A 19,645-nucleotide genomic window follows, 5' to 3' on the forward strand; every position below is an offset into this window, starting at 1 on the left:
CAGGGAATCCAGATGCTTTTGTGCATAAAAAAATCGGTGCGACGGGATTCGAACCCACGACCTCTTCGTCCCGAACGAAGCGCTCTACCAAGCTGAGCCACGCACCGAGTGTGTTTATCAACACTGCCATAATAGTATAAGAAGATTCTGGAAAAAATGCAAGGAGTTTTCTAAATAAATTGTCAAGAAATTCACCCAGGAATATCCGAGAAACTTTTGTGAAACTGATAATCAATCAATGACAGATAACTATCCGTTTATGGGGGGACCGTAGATACATTTTTGGGGTGCCCATAGATACAATTTATATAATATTTAGATTTGTTACAACGAAAATTTATAAGTGTATGGCAGAGTAATAACCAGAAAGTAGTTGATATGAGGATAAGGTGCAGGTGGTGATGGACAGAATGAAAGCCGCCTGAAATAGAAGGAGACGATAGATCATGAAGATACTTATTACTACGGACTGGTATGAACCTGTTATAAATGGAGTTGTGACATCGGTTGTAAATCTGTCAAATGAACTTAAGAAAAGAGGACATGAGGTAAAGATACTTACACTCTCGAGAAATCACCACACATATATAGTTGGAGATGTGATATATGCGGCGTCAGTAGGTGCCGGAAAGATTTATCCGGAGGCGAGGCTTAAGATGCCTGTTATCAAGGCGGTCATAGACAAACTCATAGAATGGAAACCAGATGTCATACATTCCCAATGCGAGTTCTCAACCTTCTTCATGGCGAAGAAGATAGCAGATGAGACAAATGCGCCGATAGTGCACACATACCACACGATATACGAGGATTACACTCATTACTTTTCGCCAAATGCAGCGTGGGGACGCAAAGTTGTGCAGAAACTTACCAGGATGTTATCATCGAGGGTCGATGCCATGATAGCACCAAGCAGGAAGATAGAGGATGTGCTTGAAAAGTATGATGTGTTATGTCCTGTTGAGGTGATCCCCTCTGGAATCGACATGAATAAATTCGGAAAATACATTGGAACGGACAGCAGACACAGAATCAGAGAGCAGTACGGACTCAGTGATGACCAGACAGTTCTTCTCTATGTTGGCAGATTGGCGAAGGAGAAGAATATCCAGGAGATACTTAGATGCCAGAAGAGAGTGCACGGGTATGGTACAATCCTCATGATAGTTGGAGACGGACCATATAGGGCGGAGGTAGAGGAACAGGTAAGAGCGCTTGGAATCTCAGAGAGTGTGATATTTACAGGCATGATCGAGCCTGATAAGGTGGCTGAGTATTATCAGGTTGGTGACTTCTTCGTAAGTGCATCCACGAGCGAGACTCAGGGGCTTACATATGTAGAAGCTCTGGCAGCGGGAGTGCCGCTTCTGTGCAGAGAGGATCCGTGCCTTGTAGATGTGGTTGATCCGGGAAAGAATGGCTGGAAATTTACTGATGAGGAAACATTTGAAACTGCGCTGGTGAAGTGGCTTGATATGAGTCCTGCTTTAAGGCATCAGCTCAGACGAAATGCAGTGCAGTCGGCATATGAATTCTCCACATCGACATTTGCAGACAGAGTTGAGAAGCTTTATATGAATGTGTGCGAGCTGCAAGCACTGGTGCTGAGGGCTTGTTAGAAATTTAATTTGTATGAATTCTCTAGTGGCTGTTGGGATAACCAGGGAAAAGATATAAAATTATCTCCAAATAGATGAAAAAGCTCTAAAAAAGAAAAAATTTTAAAAAATTATCCGTAGGACACAGAATAATGTGTTTTATGGATAATTTTTTATCTTTTAAGTGAAAACATTGTATATGAGATAAAATGTAGGTAATAAGCAAAGATGGCGAGATGACCTGATGCATGAGTTACTATCTAGATGACAAAAAACTAAAAAAATATGCTTTATTTAAAAATACAGTTGACAACACCATGACACTAGTGTACTATTCAACTAGTACAGCAGTACAGAAGAGCTAGACAACATACAAGGAGGAGGTGTGTGATGGAATTTAAGACGAATATCCCCATATATCTTCAGGTCATAGAGGATATAAAGCAGAAGATCATAGCGGGCACACTGCCTTTGGGATCTAAGCTTCCGTCATCAAGAGAACTTGCCATAGAATACCAGATAAATCCGAATACTGCAGCGAGGATTTACAGCGAGATGGAGTCTATGGGGTTGTCCTATACCAGACGTGGAATAGGAACATTTGTGACGGAGGATGACAGGGTCATAGACGACCTGAAAAAGGAAAGAATAGAGGAAATCATACAGAGCTTTGATGAACAGCTCACCGGTATGGGATTTTCACACGATGAGATCCTTGAACTGCTAAAAGAACACTTCGGGAAGTAAAAAGGAATAAAAAAGAAGGGAAATGATACAATGTTAAAATGCGAACATCTTGTTAAGAAGTATATCACCACCACAGCGATATCTGACCTGTCACTGGAGATTGAGCCGGGACACATATATGCGCTGCTCGGTCCGAATGGAAGTGGAAAGTCAACACTTATGAAGATCATAGCCGGTCTGGTCAAGCCGGATTCAGGAACTATCACAATAGATGGAGTGCCTATGACATACAGGTCAAAGAAAGACATAGCGTATATGCCGACGGAGGCTTTCTTCTTCGGATATATGAACTGTAAAGACATAGGAAAGTATTACAAAGATTTCTTTGATGACTTTGACTATGACAAATACATGGGATTGCTTGCTGAGATGGAGCTGAATCCAGATCAGAAGGCGAAGAGCATGTCTTCAGGAATGCTGGCAAAGCTCAAGATAGCGGTTACTCTGTCCAGAGACAGCAGGATCGTTATGCTTGATGAGCCACTGAATGGAATAGACATCATAGCTAGGGAGAAGATCATCAGCACGATTGTCCGGAATATATCGGATGACACAGCCGTGCTCATGTCAAGCCACCTTGTGGATGAGCTTGAGAGGATCGTGGATCACGCATTCTTTATCAAGAATGGCACCTGTGTGCTTCAGGGTGATGCGGAGGAGCTGCGAGTGAGCAGGGGCAAGTCGATAGTTGATATGTATAAGGAAATATATGCTTAGGAGGAACCGCTATGAACGAAGTTCATAATAGGAATCGGTTCCGACGACCTGCCCCGCTCGTGTGAGCGAGAGGGGCGATACATATTGGATAGTTAAATTTGTTGATGAAGGAGAGATAGATATTATGTTAAAGATGATGAAATATGAATACAGACGTGGAGTATTTTCACTTCTGGTGGTTATAACGGCTCTTGCGGCAGCAGAATTGCTGTTCCTGATTGGAATATTTGCAGAAAAAGATCTGCTAACTGGACTTGGTATCACCTTCCTTGTGCTGGGAGGCTGGGCTTCGTTTATGTTCGTCTTGATATATGGTGTGATAATATACAGTCAGGATCTGAAGAACAAGACTGGGTATATGGTGTTTATGACGCCAATTTCAAATTACAAGATTATCGGGGCAAAGCTGCTTTCAATCCTGCTCACCGGTGCGACACTCGTGGCCTTTCTTGGACTGCTTATAGTTGTTGATTATAACCTGCTTAAGTCACATAACGGCGGTGTAGCTGGTGCTGAGATTGTGCTGGATGAAATTCTGGGGACAAGAGGATTATCAATAGGAAGTGTCATTGCAAATGTTGCAGGGCTTATAGCAATAGCACTTATTCAATTCTATACAATGATCACTATAGCGTACCTTGCAGTGTCACTGTCTTCAACAGTACTTCAGAACAAGAAGATAAAGGGTGTTGTCAGCTTTATACTTTTTGTGGCTCTTTATGTGCTAGTGAGCTACATAGCATACAAGCTTCCGCACCTTGGGAAGAACGTGCAGGTGGAGACTATGCTTGACGCGATGTATAAGAACATACCGCAGCTTATTCTCTATGTTGTATGCATGATCGGCAGTTATATAGGAAGTGCGACACTGCTGTCTAAGAAGATCAGTTTATAATGTAATGAGAGGAATGCATTAAGATGGCAGTAGATATGAGGAATGGTGATGTGATGAAATGGTTTAGATACCTGGTTACAGGAGTCTGCACAGGAGTCATAGTAGTGCTCCTTGTACCTGTGGCTGTGTGTGGGATCTGTGCATATGGTGTGTGGCGGCTGCTCAATATGGTAACAGGCGGAAATAAAGAGCCACGCAGGACGATGATAAAGCAGAATTTATAAATGTATATTTTTAATCAACAAGATAACCCGGAGTGAGAAAATGTCTCACTCCGGGTTATTGACGTTCGGGGAGGAATCCTGTAGTATTTTCACTAGAGTTAGACAAGGCTAACCAAACCTATTTGCCACAAGGAGGTTTTGTATGAGTGAAAATACATGGGAGATCATGAAGGGCATGGAGCTCGGTGACGTGGAACTTCAGATGGCACTTCAATGTGCACCGGTGATAACGGGTGTCAAGGTGTCAAATCTGCTGAACATAGAACTCAGCGGATATCGTCAGATGGTGGAGATACTGAAGGACAGTGATATATGTATGTACACACTGGGAGCAACCTGTGGCAGGGTAAATGTATTTATCTACAATGCGGCAAAGCTCAGGGCATTTGTTCAGAGGGATGATGTGCAAAGACTTATGTCTGAGCTGGGATATGCGGACATGGAGCTTTCTGAGATACTTGCGGTGTTTCGTGAAAAATATCAGCAGTACTTAAAGAGCAGAGGAAGATTCACCTCAAAACAACCGGCACATGAAGATCAGGCTTGTGGCGATGGATCTTTTGGCAAGGAGTGGTTCCCACACGAGATGGGCTTGTTGCTGGGATACCCGCCAGAGGATGTGGAGGGATTTATTCTGCAGAACGGAAGAAATGCACTTTGCTCCGGTTATTGGAAGGTATATGGGGATGCTGAATCAAAGCGGAGAACATTTCATATATTTGAATGTGCGGAAGAGAGACTTATTCAATTTCTTTCAAATGGACTGCATATGAGAGATATCATGGGGATGTACACGGCGAGCAGAAACGCGGCGTAGAAGTATATGGAAAGATGCAGATAAACACAGTTTACAAGGATGTATAGGGAAAGCCCCCTTTTACATATAATTTCATAAGGAGGATTATTATGAGCAAAATTAATATCGTATTCTGGACACAGGGCGGAAATACACAGATGATGGCGGAGGCTATCGCAGACGGCGTGAGAGATGCCGGAAAGGAAGCGGAGGTAGTATTTGTAAGCAGCATCACACCGGATGCACTCAAGGATGAACCAGTATTTGCACTTGGATGCCCGGCTATGGGAGCTGAGGTGCTTGAGGAGGCTGAGATGGAGCCATTTGTTGCTGAGGTTGAGGGATTTGCTTCAGGCAAGAAGATCGCACTCTTCGGTTCATACGGCTGGGGAGATGGCGAGTGGATGCGCGACTGGGAGGCGAGAATGCAGTCAGCAGGCGCAGAACTCGTAGGCGGAGCCGGACTTATGTGTCATGAGACACCTGACGCAGAAGGCCTTGAGGAGTGTAAGGAGCTTGGACGCCAGCTGGCAAATGCGTAGGTGACGGACGGCACTTAGATAAAATAACCATATATATGCAGTCACGTTTGGCATATATATGGTTATTTTTTATCTACGTGCCTGGTCGTGGGGATATAAAAAGAGCCGCTTGAGAAAATCTGTAATTTGAATGTGATTCTCTCAGGCGGTTCTTTTTTGTGTTGAATTTGTTCTTAGTGTCCTACGTACTGGGCCTTGTGGCTGCCGTGGTGCTTGATGTGATTGGTTATGTATGGTGCGATGGCGATGTGTTTGTCCATGACATTTCCAACTATGGCGATTCCCTTGCCCATGGTGAAGGCAGCTAGGACTGTGCCGATTCCTAGACCGTAGACATGACCGAGGATAAAACCTGTCATGGCAGCTGTCGTTGCAAGGCAGATCACATCAAACGAAATCTTAACCTTGGAATATTTTGCCGATATAATCTTAGACAGCTCTCTTGGGAAAAGGTCTGTCGGGATAATCGGAAGTCCACATCTGTTGGACAGTGCGATTCCGATACATATCAAAATGTAACTTATCACAAAGTAAAGGATTCTCCATGGGAGGGCAGTTGGCAAAGCCCCGATCCACATCTCATGGATATCCAGCATCTTGCCAAATACGAAACCAACTATGAAGCTGCACAGATATTGGGGAACGAATTTCTTTCTCATGATCATGAGGGTGAGAATAAGTACGCCCTGAAATATGTATGTCCAGGTTCCGAGAGTCAGTCTTGGAAGAACCAGCGAGAATGCGTATGGCACGCTGGATATTGCCGATATTCCTGCTGCAGAATAGAGCATGAGAACCACTCCGAAACTGTTGATGGTGACTGCTGTTATCAGGGCGATCTCGCCCCACATGTTATGCAGATGTGCATTTCCTGATTGAGTATTCATTTTCTGCTTTTCCTCATTTCTTTCATATATGATGCGTTTTATAACATATACTTTGATTTCCCCAGCATCAGGGGAGCTTTAATTGTCTAAGACTTCATATATATATCCCTGCGGTTTTTGATTGTAGCACCGACAACACCACATAACAAATAAATAGTTTTTATGGTTTGATAGATTTTGTCTATAAAAAATATTCGGATTGTATTAAAATATGAATAGGATCATGTATAAATAATGAAAAGGGGGAGTTATAAGTGAACCTGTCATATATTAGATATTTTGTTGAACTGGCCCATGTTCAGCATTACACAAATGCAGCCAGAAATCTGAATATAACGCAGCCAAGCCTCAGTCACGCAATATCCCAGCTTGAGGAAGAACTTGGGGTAATGCTTTTTGAAAAGAATGGGCGCAATACGGAGCTCACTGCATTTGGCAGAGAATTCCTTGCATGTGCAGAGCGTTCGCTTGGCACTCTTGATGCGGGGGTAGAGTCCATACAAAAGGAGGCTGCCGGGGATGGCGTGATACGGCTTGGTCTAATAAGACCTCTTGGAATGGAATTTGTACCGCGTCTGGCAGCGGAGTATTTGAAGAAAGCTGAAAACAGAAATGTGTCGTTTACATTTCATACAGGGACCACAGGGCAATTGCTTGATGATCTTGCGGCTAGAAAATATGACATGGTTTTCTGTTCGAGACCGCCTGAGACGATGGGATTTTCCGCCATTCCAGTTGGCAGACAGGATCTTGTTGTCATAGCACCGTCGGGACATTATTTGGCAGATAGGGATTCGGTGACACTCGAGGATACACTGGGATATAAACATGTATATTTTTCGAAGGGATCTGGAATGAGAAGTCTGGTGGATGAGATGTTTGAAGGACTTGGCAAAGCTCCTGAGATAGCATGCGAAACGGAGGAGGATGAGGTCATAGCCGGACTTGTGGCAGCAGGGTTTGGAATAGCGGTAGTCCCTTACATGGATATACTCAAAAGGCTTGATGTGAAGGTTCTTAGCATAAAACATCAGCTGGTTGACAGGCTTTATTATGTTGTTCATGACAGCCGGACATATATGTCCCCTGTGGCGACAAAATTCCATAAATATGTGTTATCTAGTAATTGACAAATTAAGGTATGATATATAGAATGGTTCTCATATGAACTTGTAAAATTGAGAAAATGTTGCACAAATCAAATTGTACAATTACTACAATAAATCGCCAGGAAGTTTAAGGGGGCGCATAGTTAGTGGATAGGACTGCTGTATTTAATATAGCATTTGAAATGTGGGGAATATTAATCTGTCTGTTTGCATTTGTGGTTATATTCCTTCAGAAGAATAATAATAGAGATAAAAAGAATGTGAGTCTATGTATGGAGGCTGCATGTATCATCCTGCTGGCTGCAGATATGTTGTCATGGTATTATCAGGGAAAAACAGGACAGACAGCCTATTACATGCTGAAGATAAGCAATTTTGCCGTGTTCTTTATCAACTATTTATATATGACTCTGTTTACGTTTTATCTTCTTGTCATTCTCAACAGAGGAGAGACGAAGATGCCAGCGAAAGCAAGGGGCGTGGTAGTTCTGAGTGCTGCTGGGATAGTCCTGCTCATTATATCCCAGTTCAGTGACAAGCTGTTCTATTATATAGATGATAACAACTTTTATCACAGGAGCAGCTGTTATCTGTTGTCTCAGCTTATTGCTGCAGCAGGACTTGTTCTAAGCTTTTCGATACTTTTGCAGTATAAAAAAAGACTGGAAAAAAGAGTTTTCTGGTCAAGTGTTTTGTATTTTATCCTGCCATGTATATCCACAGTTGTTGTCATATTCTATTATGGGATTTCATTTCAGACGATATCTGTGGTGGCTTCTACACAGATCATGTTTGCAGTTGATATGGTCGAGATGGACAGATCACTTGCGAGATCCAGACAGGAGGTTGAGCGCACAAAGTACGAGGCTGAGCATGATCTTCTGACCGGCATGTACAACAAGACGGCTGGAATGCAGAGAATAAGAGAGTATATAGATAACATGACTGACGAGGACAGTGCTTCCCTTGTATTTGTGGATATAGATGATTTCAAGAGTGTAAATGATACATATGGTCACGCAGTTGGTGATTACTGGATTGAGAAGGTGGCAAAGTTTCTCCGGAGTGACTGCTATGAAGAGGACGTTGCCTGCAGGTATGGTGGAGACGAGTATGTTGTGCTTCATAAGGGCTTATCGGATATATCTGTTCTGGAGTCAAAGGTGATAAGATTTGCCAGAAAACTTCAGCGCAAGGCAATGGAGAAAGGGCAGAATGTCCATTGCAGTGCTGGTATATGTCAGATCAATGGTTCAGGATTCAGCACAGAAGAGTGTATGAATGTCGCGGACACTGCGCTGTATGAAGCAAAAAAGAAGGGCAAGAATGTCAGCGTGATCCACAGCATCAGCAGGGATGGTACGGACAGAGTGACCGTACTTGACAAGATAGAGTCTGATATAAAAAAGGCTCAATCCAGGGTAGAGGCAAGGATCGCATATATGTATACTGATATTATATATGTTAATTATGAGAACGATAAATACCGTGTTATAAAAGGCGATTCTGAGCTGAACAATGCTGTATCTTGTGCGAATAACTACGATGAAGTAATTGGATTGATAAGTAACCGGTTTGACTCGGATCGGTCAAGAAAAATAGTCAGAGATTTTCTCAGCCGTGAGCGCATGGAGAGTTACACAGGCGGCAATACGGAATATCAGACAGAAAATTTCCTCAGAGGGGTTTTGTCAGTCAGCTGTGCAAACAACCATGGGGGTGCAAGTCTTATACATGCTATCCCGGTGGACGAAGACGGTGATAGAGGTTACTTTGTGGTTGTGCAGGATCTTGACATATATGTTGGTTGAAGTATATAATTACACATAATAATCTAAACGAAAACAAGTTGGTGGATTTTTCCGGATCAGGTCATCTTTTCGCCCCACAACCGCAAGGTTGTGGGGCTTTATTTATGCCATCCGGGGATGGAGGTTTTATGAACGAGAATTTTATGAAAGAAAAGCCGGTGTTCCCACTTTTGATGTCCATGGCACTGCCTATGGTTATATCGATGATGGTGAATGCTTTGTACAATATAGTTGACAGTTTCTTTGTGGCTAAGATAAGTGAGGATGCGATGACAGCACTTTCGTATGTATTTCCACTGCAGAATTTTGTAAATGCTGTGGCGATCGGATTTGGTGTTGGAATAAACGCGGTGATAGCCATATATCTTGGATCCAAGGACAATGAGCGGGCAGATCGTGCAGCTAGTTGGGGGATGTTTCTTGCTGTTATACAGGGAATAGTGATGACGGTCGTGTGTATTGCCATCATTCCATCGTTTCTCAGAGCCTTCAAGGCAAGTGGAGACGTCCTTGACCTTGGCTGCCGTTATGCAGACATAGTATTTGGATTTTCTATAATTATTTCGGTTGATCTTGCATTTGAGAAGGTGTTCCAGTCGGTTGGACGCATGATAGTTACAATGGTTGGACTGATGGGCGGCTGCATTGTGAATATAGTGCTTGATCCGCTGCTGATATTTGGTGCGGGACCATTTCCTGAAATGGGTATAGAAGGCGCTGCACTGGCAACTGGCCTGGGACAGGTGTTTACACTGATCATTTATTTTATTGTGTACTTTGGAAGACCGATAAATGTGAAGTTCGGCATAAAGTATTTGCATGAGGGCGGTCTGATGGTGAAGAAGCTTTATGCCATAGGTATACCTGCCATACTCAATATGGCACTGCCGTCTCTGCTCACAAGCGCACTCAACGCCATACTCAGCATGTATTCGGCAACTTATGTCATGATCCTGGGCGTGTACTACAAGCTTCAGACATTCCTGTATATGCCGGCAAATGGAATCATTCAGGGAATGCGTCCTATCATAGGCTATAACTATGGTGCCGGAGAGCATGCAAGAGTGAAGAAGATATTCACCATAACGCTTGCATTAAATGTTGGAATCATGCTGGCTGGAACAGTTGTGTGCCTGCTTATCCCGGAAAGGCTTATAGGTATGTTCACAGAGAATGTGTCTACAATAAATGCAGGTGGAACAGCACTGCGCATCATATGCGCCGGATTTGTAGTGTCGGCTGTGTCGGTAACTGCATCGGGGGCACTTGAGGGGTTGGGGAAGGGAACTCCGTCCCTACTCATATCCCTGCTCAGATATGTGGTTGTCATAATCCCGGCTGCATGGATACTTTCAAGGCTTTGTGGTTTCGGACCTGCTGGTGTGTGGAATGCGTTCTGGGTAGCAGAGCTTATAACGGCGGCGTGTGCGGCGTTTATATATAGAGGGGCTGTCAGAGGACAGAGGGAAGTGGTTTAGATAAATTGAAGATGTAATACAAATAAAGTCACGACATGATGTGATGAATAGATATGTGTCAGTAATCCTTTGGACATATCAGTATCGGGTCATGTCGTGACTTTATTGTTTTTTCTACTGTATTTTACTAATAAGACATAAAGGCTAGAGCTCGGGAATCATCTATGAGATTAAATTGAAGAAAATATTATATACCAAAAACCAATATATAATTATGCATTTTGTATACATGAAGCTTGAAAAATAAAATGGTTTTATTGAAAAGTAATAAAACACATAGTATAATTTCTCTATATTATTTTTCTGTTAAGAATATAGTTCTGTTAATATTTGTCGAGTATTGGGGGAAAAGACAAATATCTTATTATCAGTATTATTTAATCAATTAATATCCCCGGAATCGAAGAAAGACAAAAACTGTCTATGTAATTTCTGTATTATTACGAAGGTTATTATGGTTGCGTTTTCAGTTGAAAATTAGGTCATATACAAAAGAAACAAGAGATAAAAGGTTCGTTGGTTTAGTAGGGAGGAAGAATATTGAGAATATGGGATAGAAAATAAGCGTGTTATAAATATGAACATTGATAAGAATAATATATTGGAGAAAGGAGTTGCAAGATGGGTTATTTCCGAAGTGATGAGCATGTTAGAGTGGTTGGTTCTGTGGATGAGTTATTACAATTGTTAAAGACATTATTTAGTGGATGTATATGTGTAAATGATAATGAATGTAATATCAAGATATTATTTAAGTCTGCAGAGATTTGGTTGGAAAATAAAGATAATTATACAGATGTTCAGTTGAAAAAAATGATAAAAGAAAATGAATCCAGTTTAGAAATAATATGTGAATCAGAGGGCAGAAATACTATTGATCCAATTGATACATATTTGGTTCAACTATTAGTAAATGAATTTCCGTTTTTGAAATTAAATGGAGAAACAACGGGATGTTCATATTCTATTCCCTGCGCAGTTGGGTATAGAACAGATAATGGAAAACTGTATACTACCATATTTCCTGAATCACGTTGCATAGATGTAATGTTGAGAGAAACAAACTACTTGGATTACATGGAAAGAATATTACCATATGATGAGTTTTGCAATTTATTTTGTGTCGATAAATCTAAGTTTTCTGAAAAAGATTTAGAGTGTCTTTATAGGCACTCTATAGATTTGGCTGAGGAAGATTATTTTTATGTGGATCAGGAAGCAACTACATATCTAATTTTTTATGGGAAGACGTCCGAATATATAAATGAATGTTTTCCAGATATTGGATATGAAAGATTTATAGAGATTTGTAATTATGGAACAGAGATTGGAGAGAAAAATTATAAACAGACTATCAAGTTAATAAAAGCCAGGGGAGTTATTGATCCTCTGGAATTTTGCAAACGAAAATTTATGCCCGACATGTTTTGTAAAGATTTATTTGACGAAAATCCTAATAGTTTAAATTCAATTATCAACTCAAAAGCTTTTATGAAGGATAGTTTTTTTCCTGAAGCTGATCGAAATTATGAATATAAGGATATTGATGAATCTTTTGATATATATATGCCTAAAAAATATATTAAACAAGATTATAGTGCTGATGAATCGGAAATTGCTGCTGTAATATATAATATTGTTATGGCACAATCACCTATACATATAGACCTAGTGTGTGATCAAGTTGCACCGTTATGCGAAATAAAAGAAAAAGTATTAAAAATCATTAATAAATTTGCATTGTTTGATAGATGGGAGGTTAGAGGAAGGTTTTTATGGCGTGTTGACGGCAGCGAGGTTGTACCACGGATTCCTATAACAGAGGAAGATGCAAGACTTTTTGATTATATAGAAATAGATGAACTGGCTGCTGCCATGCTTGTAGTTCTCAAGAGAAACAAATATATAAGAAAAGCACATTTGTATGAGATGTTAGCGAGTTTATATAAAACAAAAGTATGTGAAAGTAGATTAGATTGTGTTTTTAGTTTGCTTTATAGAAATAAAGCAATAAAAGAACTCGAAGGCAAGGTATATGCATGTAATACAAAGTAGAGGTGGTAAAACTGGATAAAAAAGTGGAACGAGTAATGACTATGTATGAACATCTTGCCGATGGTGGTTGGATAAACAAGAGCCAGGAGGCTGCTAGATTTGGTGTGGACAACAGGTCGATTCAAAGGGACATTGAAGATATAAGAGCTTTTCTTGCAAATCATCCTGAGATGAACAGAGAACTGGTCTATGACAGAACACAGAATGGATATCACATAGTGCAGAATCATACGACGACCCTTACAAATAGTGAGGTATTTGCAGTGTGCAAAATACTGCTTGAGAGCAGGGCTATGGTGAAGGAGGAAATGTATCCGATTATAGATAAGCTGCTTAAGTGTTGTGTATCTATAGAGGATTATAGGAAGGTTGCAGGTCTTATAGGCAATGAAAAGCTACATTATCTTGAGCCACATCATGGAAGAAAGTTTGTTGATACGCTGTGGAATATAGGAACTGCAGTGAACGAGCACAAGCTTATGAGAATGAGGTATCAGAAACTCAAAGAACCGGATAAGGTGAAAAGGCTTATACAGCCGGTGGGGATAATGTTTTCTGAATATTATTTCTACCTGTGTGCGTACATAAGTGAAAGTGAAGAAAACCCAGCTCTGCCCAAACATCAATTCCCAACGATATACAGGATAGACAGGATTGCTGAGTATGAAGTTCTGGATGAGCATTTCAAAGTCCCTTACGCTGATCGGTTTGAGGAAGGAGAATTCAGAAAGAGGATTCAGTTTATGTTCGGCGGAGAACTTAGGACTGTGAAATTCCTGTATAAAGGAATAAGTATAGAGTCTATATTGGATAGATTCCCAACTGCTGAGATCCTGAAACATGATGAAAATGGCTGGCTGGTCAAGGCTGAGGTATATGGTAACGGAGTGGATATATGGCTTAGAGGTCAGGGGGATATTCTGGAAGTAATTGGCGATGATGAAAAGGATCATCAGATGCCTGATATGAGTGTGATAAAAGAAAGAGAGGGGGAAGAAAAAAGATGACGATTGATATTCAGAGACTTAGACGAGATATGGTGAATGCTGGATATGGAGCATACTATGGTGGAGGTTTTGGTGGTGGCCTGATGGGAGCATTTGATGCTAACAGTGCTTCACCGCAGGAACTTGTTGAGATGGCAGAGAGAATGGGATTTGACATTAGAGATTATGCAGTGATGGATTATGAAAGTGACTATAGTCATACAGATCCTGATGAATGGGATGATGACTATGATGACGATTGCGATGACAATGACGATAATGATCTTGATGGTGATGACTATTATTAGCAGAACAAGAAATGTACATTGAAAAAGGAGAACAAAAGCCATGGGACTTTTGGATGACGACGATGGTGATTTGTACGATAAGTTCGTGTCGAGTCTTTCAAAAGAGCAGGAGGAGAAGTTTAAATGGTTACAGGAGCATGATTCTGATGAGGATGGTTATGATTATGCAATTGCAGATTTAGTTGATGAACTTTCGGAAAGTCAGAAGATGATGTTTTTCATATTATTTGTGAATAATAATGAAGACGATGACGAGTAGGTCATAGCTAGATTGATCACCATATAAAAATCTGCCCCACTCATAAATTTGAGTGGGGCTATATATTATACGAGAGGATACAGCATGGAAGAATTACAGATAGTCAAATATGAGAATACGGATATATCTACGTGGAATATTGATCAGATAAAGGAACAGCTTGCAAAGGAGCTAGAGTATTATACAGATGTTGTATATACGGATGACAGTTTTAAGAGCGCAAAAGAGGACAGGGCTGTTCTTAATAAGGCGAAAAAGGTTATTGATGATGCCAGAAAGGCTTATAAAGCCAAGTGCCTTGAACCTTATGAGGCTATGGAGAAGAGAATAAAAGAGCTTCTTGATATGGTAGAAGTTCAGAGAAAACATATAGACGAGAAGGTAAAAGAATTTGAGTCTGATCAGAAAGCTGAGAAGGAAAAACTGATACGGGAGTATTACGACAGCAAATCAGGTACACTGGGGGAGATGGCAGATAGACTGTACAAGGCTATTCTGGATAAGAATTCAAAGTGGCTCAATGCTTCCGGCCCTAAGGGAAAAACTCTTGAGAAGGCTATATGGCAGGAGATTATCAGAGTTCAGGGTGAAGTGGACAAGATAAAAAATATGAACTCTGTATTTTTAGACAAGCTCCTTGATGAATATGTTGATACTCTGTCAATTGAGGCTGTAGAGAAAACGGAAAATGAGCTCAAGTCAGTACTCGATTCTGCAGGTGTGACATCTGATGGGATAGTAGAGAAAGCAGAAGAACCGATGGCTCAGATAAAGGAGTCGGGAAGAATTGAACAGAAAGAGAAAGGTGAAATCATCCTTGCTCTCAATGCTACGCAGACACAGCTTGACCAACTTGTGGATTTTATGAAGGCGATAGGAATTACATATGAACTCAGATAGCTTCAACTGGGACCGGATAAATGAACAGCAGAGGCAGGCTGTTCTTGTATCGGATGGACCGGTTCTTATCATAGCGGGACCCGGTACTGGCAAGACATTTACCCTTGTGAAGAGGGTTGCGTATCTTGTAATGGAGAAGAATGTTTCGCCTGAGCGAATTATGGTTGTTACATTCACAGAGAAGGCCGCCAAGGAACTTCTCACGAGAATTTCGAACGAATTCTTGAATTACAATGTAAATATCAATATGAATGAAATGTACATAGGTACATTTCATTCAGTGTGTCTGAGGCTAATGAAGGAGCACCTGGGAGGTGCGCCTGATGAAAATAGCAAACGGATGATGGATGCTTTTGAACAGACATATCTTGTGTGCAGGAATATCGATGAATTCCGTTTTTTGAAGAATTATTCAAAATGGATTACTGCTAATGAGCCATGGCAGCAGGCTTTGGATATATGTACCTATGTGAATCAGATTATGGAGGAACTGGTCGATTTCGAAACGCTTCAGAAGGATTCAGATGAGGATGTGAGATTTCTGGGGAAACTTGTGGCAAGATATACAGCATTGCTTGAAAGACATGGAGTTATGGACTTCTCGGCAATACAGACAGAGACTTATCGTATGCTTGAGACACACCCGGAGATACTTGCTAATATCAGGCAGAAACTGGATTATATTATGGTGGATGAATATCAGGATACCAATTATATCCAGGAGCAGATAGTATTTGCTATAGCTGGTGACAAGAAGAATATATGTGTTGTAGGCGATGATGACCAGGGAATGTACAGATTCAGGGGTGCAACTATTCGTAACATATTGGAATTTCCGGATAAATTTGCAGCAGACGAATGTAAGATTATAAAACTCAGCCAAAATTACAGGTCAGAGGACAAAATAATTCAATTTTACAACAGATGGATGCAGAATGTGGACGGTATAAATCTCTTTAATTGGGATAAGTATCGATTTGACAAAGAAATTGTTCCGGCGAGATCTGATAGTTTTCCTGGGGATTCTGTATTTGCATGTGATTATGGAGATGGTGGGCTTACTGGTGCAGGAAAAAAGAAAGTACTTGATATTATCAACAGGCTTATAGCAAATGGTAATATAAATAATTTCAATCAGGCTGCGTTTCTATTCAGATCGGTAAAAAGCAAAGAGGCTTCAGAACTAGGATCATATCTTGAACAAAATGGTATACCAGTATATTCGCCGAGGTCTGATATGTTTTTTGATCGTATGGAAGTTAAGCAGCTTATTGGGTGTATTATGTGGTGCTTTAATGATTACATGGATGATTTAAAAAAGAACCATTTCAATATAGAGATTCCAGAGAAGCTTAAGAGTTATTATATCGGTTGTGTGAAGCTGGCAATGACCCTTATGAAACAGAATAAGGGATTGCAAACTTACATAATGGATATCATGAAAAAAATCCGGAATCTTAAGGGTGCTGGAACAACTTCAGATTGTAGGTGCGAGAATGAGAATGAATCTGAGAATGAATCAGAGCACGAATGGGGATTGCTTGATATATTTTATAGGATTATCTCATTTGAGCCTTTTGCGTTATATCTTAGTGCAGATTTAAATGGCAACATCACAGAGACCAGAGCTGCACGAAATTTGGCAGAATTGTCAAGGATGATTGCCAGGTTTAACTTTCTGCACGATATGCATAAGATAACACCAGAGAATAAGACTGTACTGCCAGAGGAATTTTTCAATATATATATTAAGTATTTGTATATTGATGGTGTAGGTGAGTATGAGGATGAATCAGAATATGCACCTAGCGGATGTGTGTCATTTATGACTATTCACCAGTCAAAGGGACTGGAATTTCCGGTCGTTGTGGTTGGCTCTTTGAATAGTAAGGTAAAAGATACATCGAATGCACTTATGTCAGCGGTTGAGTCAAGATTTTATCATAGACCACCATTTGAACCATTGGAAAATATAAAGTATTTTGATTTTTGGAGACTGTATTATACAGCATTTTCCAGAGCACAGAATATGCTTATCCTTATGGCTGGCGATAAGGTTGGAAAGTATTTCCTGCCATATATCAAAAGCCTTCCAGGTATAGAAACCTGGAATTGCGGCAGACGATTTGGGACGGTTAAGGATATACATTATAAGCATGTATATTCATTTACATCTCATATATCTGTATATGATGGATGCCCGATGCAGTATAAATTCTATAAGGAGTATGCATTTGCGCAGAATAAAATGTTTCACACGTCAGTTGGATCTTTGGTACATGCCACACTCGAAGATATGAACAAATGTATTATATCAGGCAATCTGGAGCGTGTTGGCGAGGAAACGATAACTGAATGGTTCTGGCTGAACTATGCAGGTATGCAGGAACAGACTGGGTATTTCTTAACGGATGAGCAGCAGACGAATGCCTTGAATCAGGTTATCAGGTATTTCCGCCATAGAAAGAATGAACTTGGAAGAGTGTGGAAGGCAGAGGAGGAAATCAATCTTGTGCTGCCTGACTATATACTGCAGGGAATAATTGATCTTGTTGAGAGCGATGAAGATGCTGTGGAGATAGTGGATTATAAGACAGGACCAAAGCCAGTCATTGAAGGCCACCCGGAACGGGTGGAGCATTACCGAAAGCAGCTAGAGATTTACGCATATTTGGTGGAAAAGAGATATGGCAGGAAGGTAAAAAGAATGCACTTGTATTATACAAGTACATCAGAGGATGGAAATCCGCTGATTACATTTGAATGGAATAGAGAGAATGTGAATCATACTGTTGACGAAATATCAGAGACAGTTAGGTGTATAGAGGAGAAAAAGTTTGATAGATCTGTTCAAAATTCGTATGCATGTGAATTCTGCGATATGAGATATGTATGTGGCAAAGAAAAGTGTTGATGAACAATGGTTATGAGGTGAGTGTATGGCGATATGTTTAGTATGTGGAGATGAAAACGGCAAGGGATGTATCTGTGGCACCTGTGCAGGCAAGACTGATTTGGAGGCTCTGGCAAAGCGGATGATAGCGTATGATCTTCAAAATGGCGATAATCCAGTATGGAATAATATAATAGAGGATCAATTGAACAAAAAGAGTTTTAGGTGGCTGGTGTTTGCGGTGACCTCAGATCTTCCGGCTCCAAGGAAAGATTATCTTAGGGTGTGCGCAGCTGCAAGCACCTATGATAATAAGTGCGGTGTGGTAAAGAACAGCAGGCCATGGTTGTATGAGATTACCGGTTTGGATAATTTTATGAAGAGAAAAGGTCCTGGTGGAGAGACAGGCATAATGCCATCTGAGAAAGATTCATTGCTCGATTCGGAGAATCTCAGCGGAGACGAGCGGAGTTATGTGGCTGGCCTTGTCCTCGATGCATTGTATAAGGATTACAGATATGAAGAGGCTGAGTTGGTTCTCAATTATCTGAAACTGTTTCCTGAATTGCCATTTTGTCCAAGTGTTAATATGGCAGACTACTATATAAAGACCAGAAGGTATGACGAAGCGGAGAAGATCATAGATAAGCTCAGATCACAGATATCTTGCACCGATAACGATATTGAAAAGTCAACTGTTGAAAAACTGGAAGAGGATAAGGAAAAATATCTTAAGAAGAAGCTGCAAGGTAAGAGGGAGTACTATCCAAATCCTGATGAAAACAAGGATGATATGTTGAAGAAGTATGAGGATTTTATATCTTCTATAGGAGTTGATATTCCGGATTATTATTCATTCAAGAAGATGATACCTGATCCTATACCGAGGGATCAGTATCCGTCACCAAAGGAGATAAGAGATACGGACTTTGATTCTTTTGTTGCTTTTTCGCTTGGAACAACAGGTGAGGATGTGAACAAAGATTGCATATACGAAATTGATGCAGTCAAGGTTGTCTCTGGTGTTATATCGGGAGAAAGATACCATACATATGTAAAACCATACAAGAAGGGGCTGGAAAAAGTTGCTGAGAGTGCAGGTATCCCTTCAGATATTCTTAAGGATTCTCCTCAGATGTGGGAGATGTTCAATTCATTTATGGACTATGCAGGTGATTTGGTTCTGGTTGGTTATGATGTAATGAGAATTGGAAGCAAATTCCTTGCAAGAGCTGGCCGGTATGCTAACAGGATAGTGAACAATTTGTATTTTGATTTGAAAAGAGGTGCTTTGAATGCTTCAGGTGAAGACAGAGTTCCGGTTAGTGCTGATGATGTTGCCGAAATGTATTTAACATTAAGGAATGTTGAATCGAAAGATAAAGAAATTAGCATGGAAGATATGTTTGCTGAGTGGGAATGAATCGAAATGTAAAAGCA

Annotated in this window: 18 protein-coding genes and 1 tRNA gene; 17 read left to right on the forward strand and 2 right to left on the reverse strand. The window is 40.7% G+C overall.

The features are described 5' to 3' along the window. Window positions 1–33: 33 nt before the first annotated feature. Window positions 34–107 (reverse strand) — tRNA-Pro (locus ABUA31_RS08795). A gap of 339 nt (window positions 108–446) precedes the next feature. On the opposite strand from ABUA31_RS08795, the gene ABUA31_RS08800 reads away from it, so the two are divergent. From ABUA31_RS08800 to ABUA31_RS08830, 7 genes are all read left to right on the forward strand, one after another. Next, window positions 447–1,619 carry a glycosyltransferase family 4 protein gene (locus ABUA31_RS08800; protein ID WP_117874538.1) on the forward strand — a complete coding sequence of 391 codons (1,173 nt, stop codon included), beginning with the start codon at window positions 447–449 and terminating at the stop codon, window positions 1,617–1,619. A 369-nt stretch (window positions 1,620–1,988) separates the two neighbouring features. Beyond that, complete coding sequence (locus tag ABUA31_RS08805; RefSeq protein ID WP_015533725.1) at window positions 1,989–2,345, forward strand: GntR family transcriptional regulator; 357 nt, start codon at window positions 1,989–1,991, stop codon at window positions 2,343–2,345. Window positions 2,346–2,375: 30 nt separating this feature from the next. Beyond that, window positions 2,376–3,062 carry an ABC transporter ATP-binding protein gene (locus ABUA31_RS08810; protein WP_004849959.1) on the forward strand — a complete coding sequence of 229 codons (687 nt, stop codon included), beginning with the start codon at window positions 2,376–2,378 and terminating at the stop codon, window positions 3,060–3,062. Between the two features lie 124 nt (window positions 3,063–3,186). Continuing rightward, window positions 3,187–3,957, forward strand: coding sequence for an ABC transporter permease (locus ABUA31_RS08815; RefSeq protein ID WP_349093432.1), 771 nt, complete (start codon window positions 3,187–3,189; stop codon window positions 3,955–3,957). A 23-nt stretch (window positions 3,958–3,980) separates the two neighbouring features. After that, window positions 3,981–4,181, forward strand: coding sequence for a hypothetical protein (locus tag ABUA31_RS08820; protein WP_015533727.1), 201 nt, complete (start codon window positions 3,981–3,983; stop codon window positions 4,179–4,181). 142 nt (window positions 4,182–4,323) lie between these two features. Then, window positions 4,324–4,998, forward strand: a complete 675-nt coding sequence (locus ABUA31_RS08825; protein ID WP_349818769.1) for a DUF3793 family protein — start codon at window positions 4,324–4,326, stop codon at window positions 4,996–4,998. 89 nt (window positions 4,999–5,087) lie between these two features. Then, entirely contained in the window at window positions 5,088–5,519 is a 432-nt protein-coding gene (locus ABUA31_RS08830) for a flavodoxin (RefSeq protein WP_055146627.1), read from the forward strand. Window positions 5,520–5,692: 173 nt separating this feature from the next. On the opposite strand, the gene ABUA31_RS08835 is transcribed toward ABUA31_RS08830, so the two are convergent. After that, window positions 5,693–6,406, reverse strand: a complete 714-nt coding sequence (locus tag ABUA31_RS08835; protein ID WP_349818768.1) for a DUF6198 family protein — start codon at window positions 6,404–6,406, stop codon at window positions 5,693–5,695. Window positions 6,407–6,660: 254 nt separating this feature from the next. Here ABUA31_RS08835 and ABUA31_RS08840 point away from each other — a divergent pair, with 254 nt between their 5' ends. From ABUA31_RS08840 to ABUA31_RS08885, 10 genes are all read left to right on the forward strand, one after another. Next, window positions 6,661–7,536, forward strand: coding sequence for a LysR family transcriptional regulator (locus ABUA31_RS08840; RefSeq protein WP_349818767.1), 876 nt, complete (start codon window positions 6,661–6,663; stop codon window positions 7,534–7,536). 125 nt (window positions 7,537–7,661) lie between these two features. Further along, window positions 7,662–9,326, forward strand: coding sequence for a GGDEF domain-containing protein (locus tag ABUA31_RS08845; RefSeq protein ID WP_161172049.1), 1,665 nt, complete (start codon window positions 7,662–7,664; stop codon window positions 9,324–9,326). 128 nt (window positions 9,327–9,454) lie between these two features. Then, window positions 9,455–10,804: an MATE family efflux transporter gene (locus ABUA31_RS08850; RefSeq protein WP_349818766.1), complete on the forward strand. Its 1,350-nt coding sequence runs from the start codon at window positions 9,455–9,457 to the stop codon at window positions 10,802–10,804. A gap of 621 nt (window positions 10,805–11,425) precedes the next feature. After that, entirely contained in the window at window positions 11,426–12,859 is a 1,434-nt protein-coding gene (locus ABUA31_RS08855) for a hypothetical protein (RefSeq protein WP_349818765.1), read from the forward strand. A gap of 35 nt (window positions 12,860–12,894) precedes the next feature. Then, the gene (locus ABUA31_RS08860; protein ID WP_070098458.1) at window positions 12,895–13,866 is read left to right on the forward strand and encodes a WYL domain-containing protein; all 972 of its coding nucleotides are present in this window, start codon (window positions 12,895–12,897) and stop codon (window positions 13,864–13,866) included. Beyond that, window positions 13,863–14,153, forward strand: coding sequence for a hypothetical protein (locus tag ABUA31_RS08865; RefSeq protein ID WP_055273110.1), 291 nt, complete (start codon window positions 13,863–13,865; stop codon window positions 14,151–14,153). The genes ABUA31_RS08860 and ABUA31_RS08865 overlap by 4 nt, the downstream gene beginning before the upstream one ends. 40 nt (window positions 14,154–14,193) lie before the next feature. Beyond that, window positions 14,194–14,412: a hypothetical protein gene (locus tag ABUA31_RS08870; protein ID WP_055273108.1), complete on the forward strand. Its 219-nt coding sequence runs from the start codon at window positions 14,194–14,196 to the stop codon at window positions 14,410–14,412. An 84-nt stretch (window positions 14,413–14,496) separates the two neighbouring features. Further along, window positions 14,497–15,312: a DUF1351 domain-containing protein gene (locus tag ABUA31_RS08875; RefSeq protein ID WP_055273106.1), complete on the forward strand. Its 816-nt coding sequence runs from the start codon at window positions 14,497–14,499 to the stop codon at window positions 15,310–15,312. Further along, a complete protein-coding gene (locus ABUA31_RS08880; protein ID WP_055273104.1) occupies window positions 15,299–18,226 on the forward strand; it encodes an ATP-dependent helicase in 2,928 nt (975 codons plus the stop codon). The genes ABUA31_RS08875 and ABUA31_RS08880 overlap by 14 nt, the downstream gene beginning before the upstream one ends. 25 nt (window positions 18,227–18,251) lie before the next feature. After that, a complete protein-coding gene (locus tag ABUA31_RS08885) occupies window positions 18,252–19,628 on the forward strand; it encodes a PolC-type DNA polymerase III domain-containing protein (RefSeq protein WP_055273102.1) in 1,377 nt (458 codons plus the stop codon). Window positions 19,629–19,645 lie beyond the last annotated feature (17 nt).

Source organism: Coprococcus sp. RTP31081st1_H1_RTP31081_211007, from assembly GCF_040227275.1.
GTDB classification, from domain to species: domain Bacteria; phylum Bacillota; class Clostridia; order Lachnospirales; family Lachnospiraceae; genus Coprococcus; species Coprococcus aceti.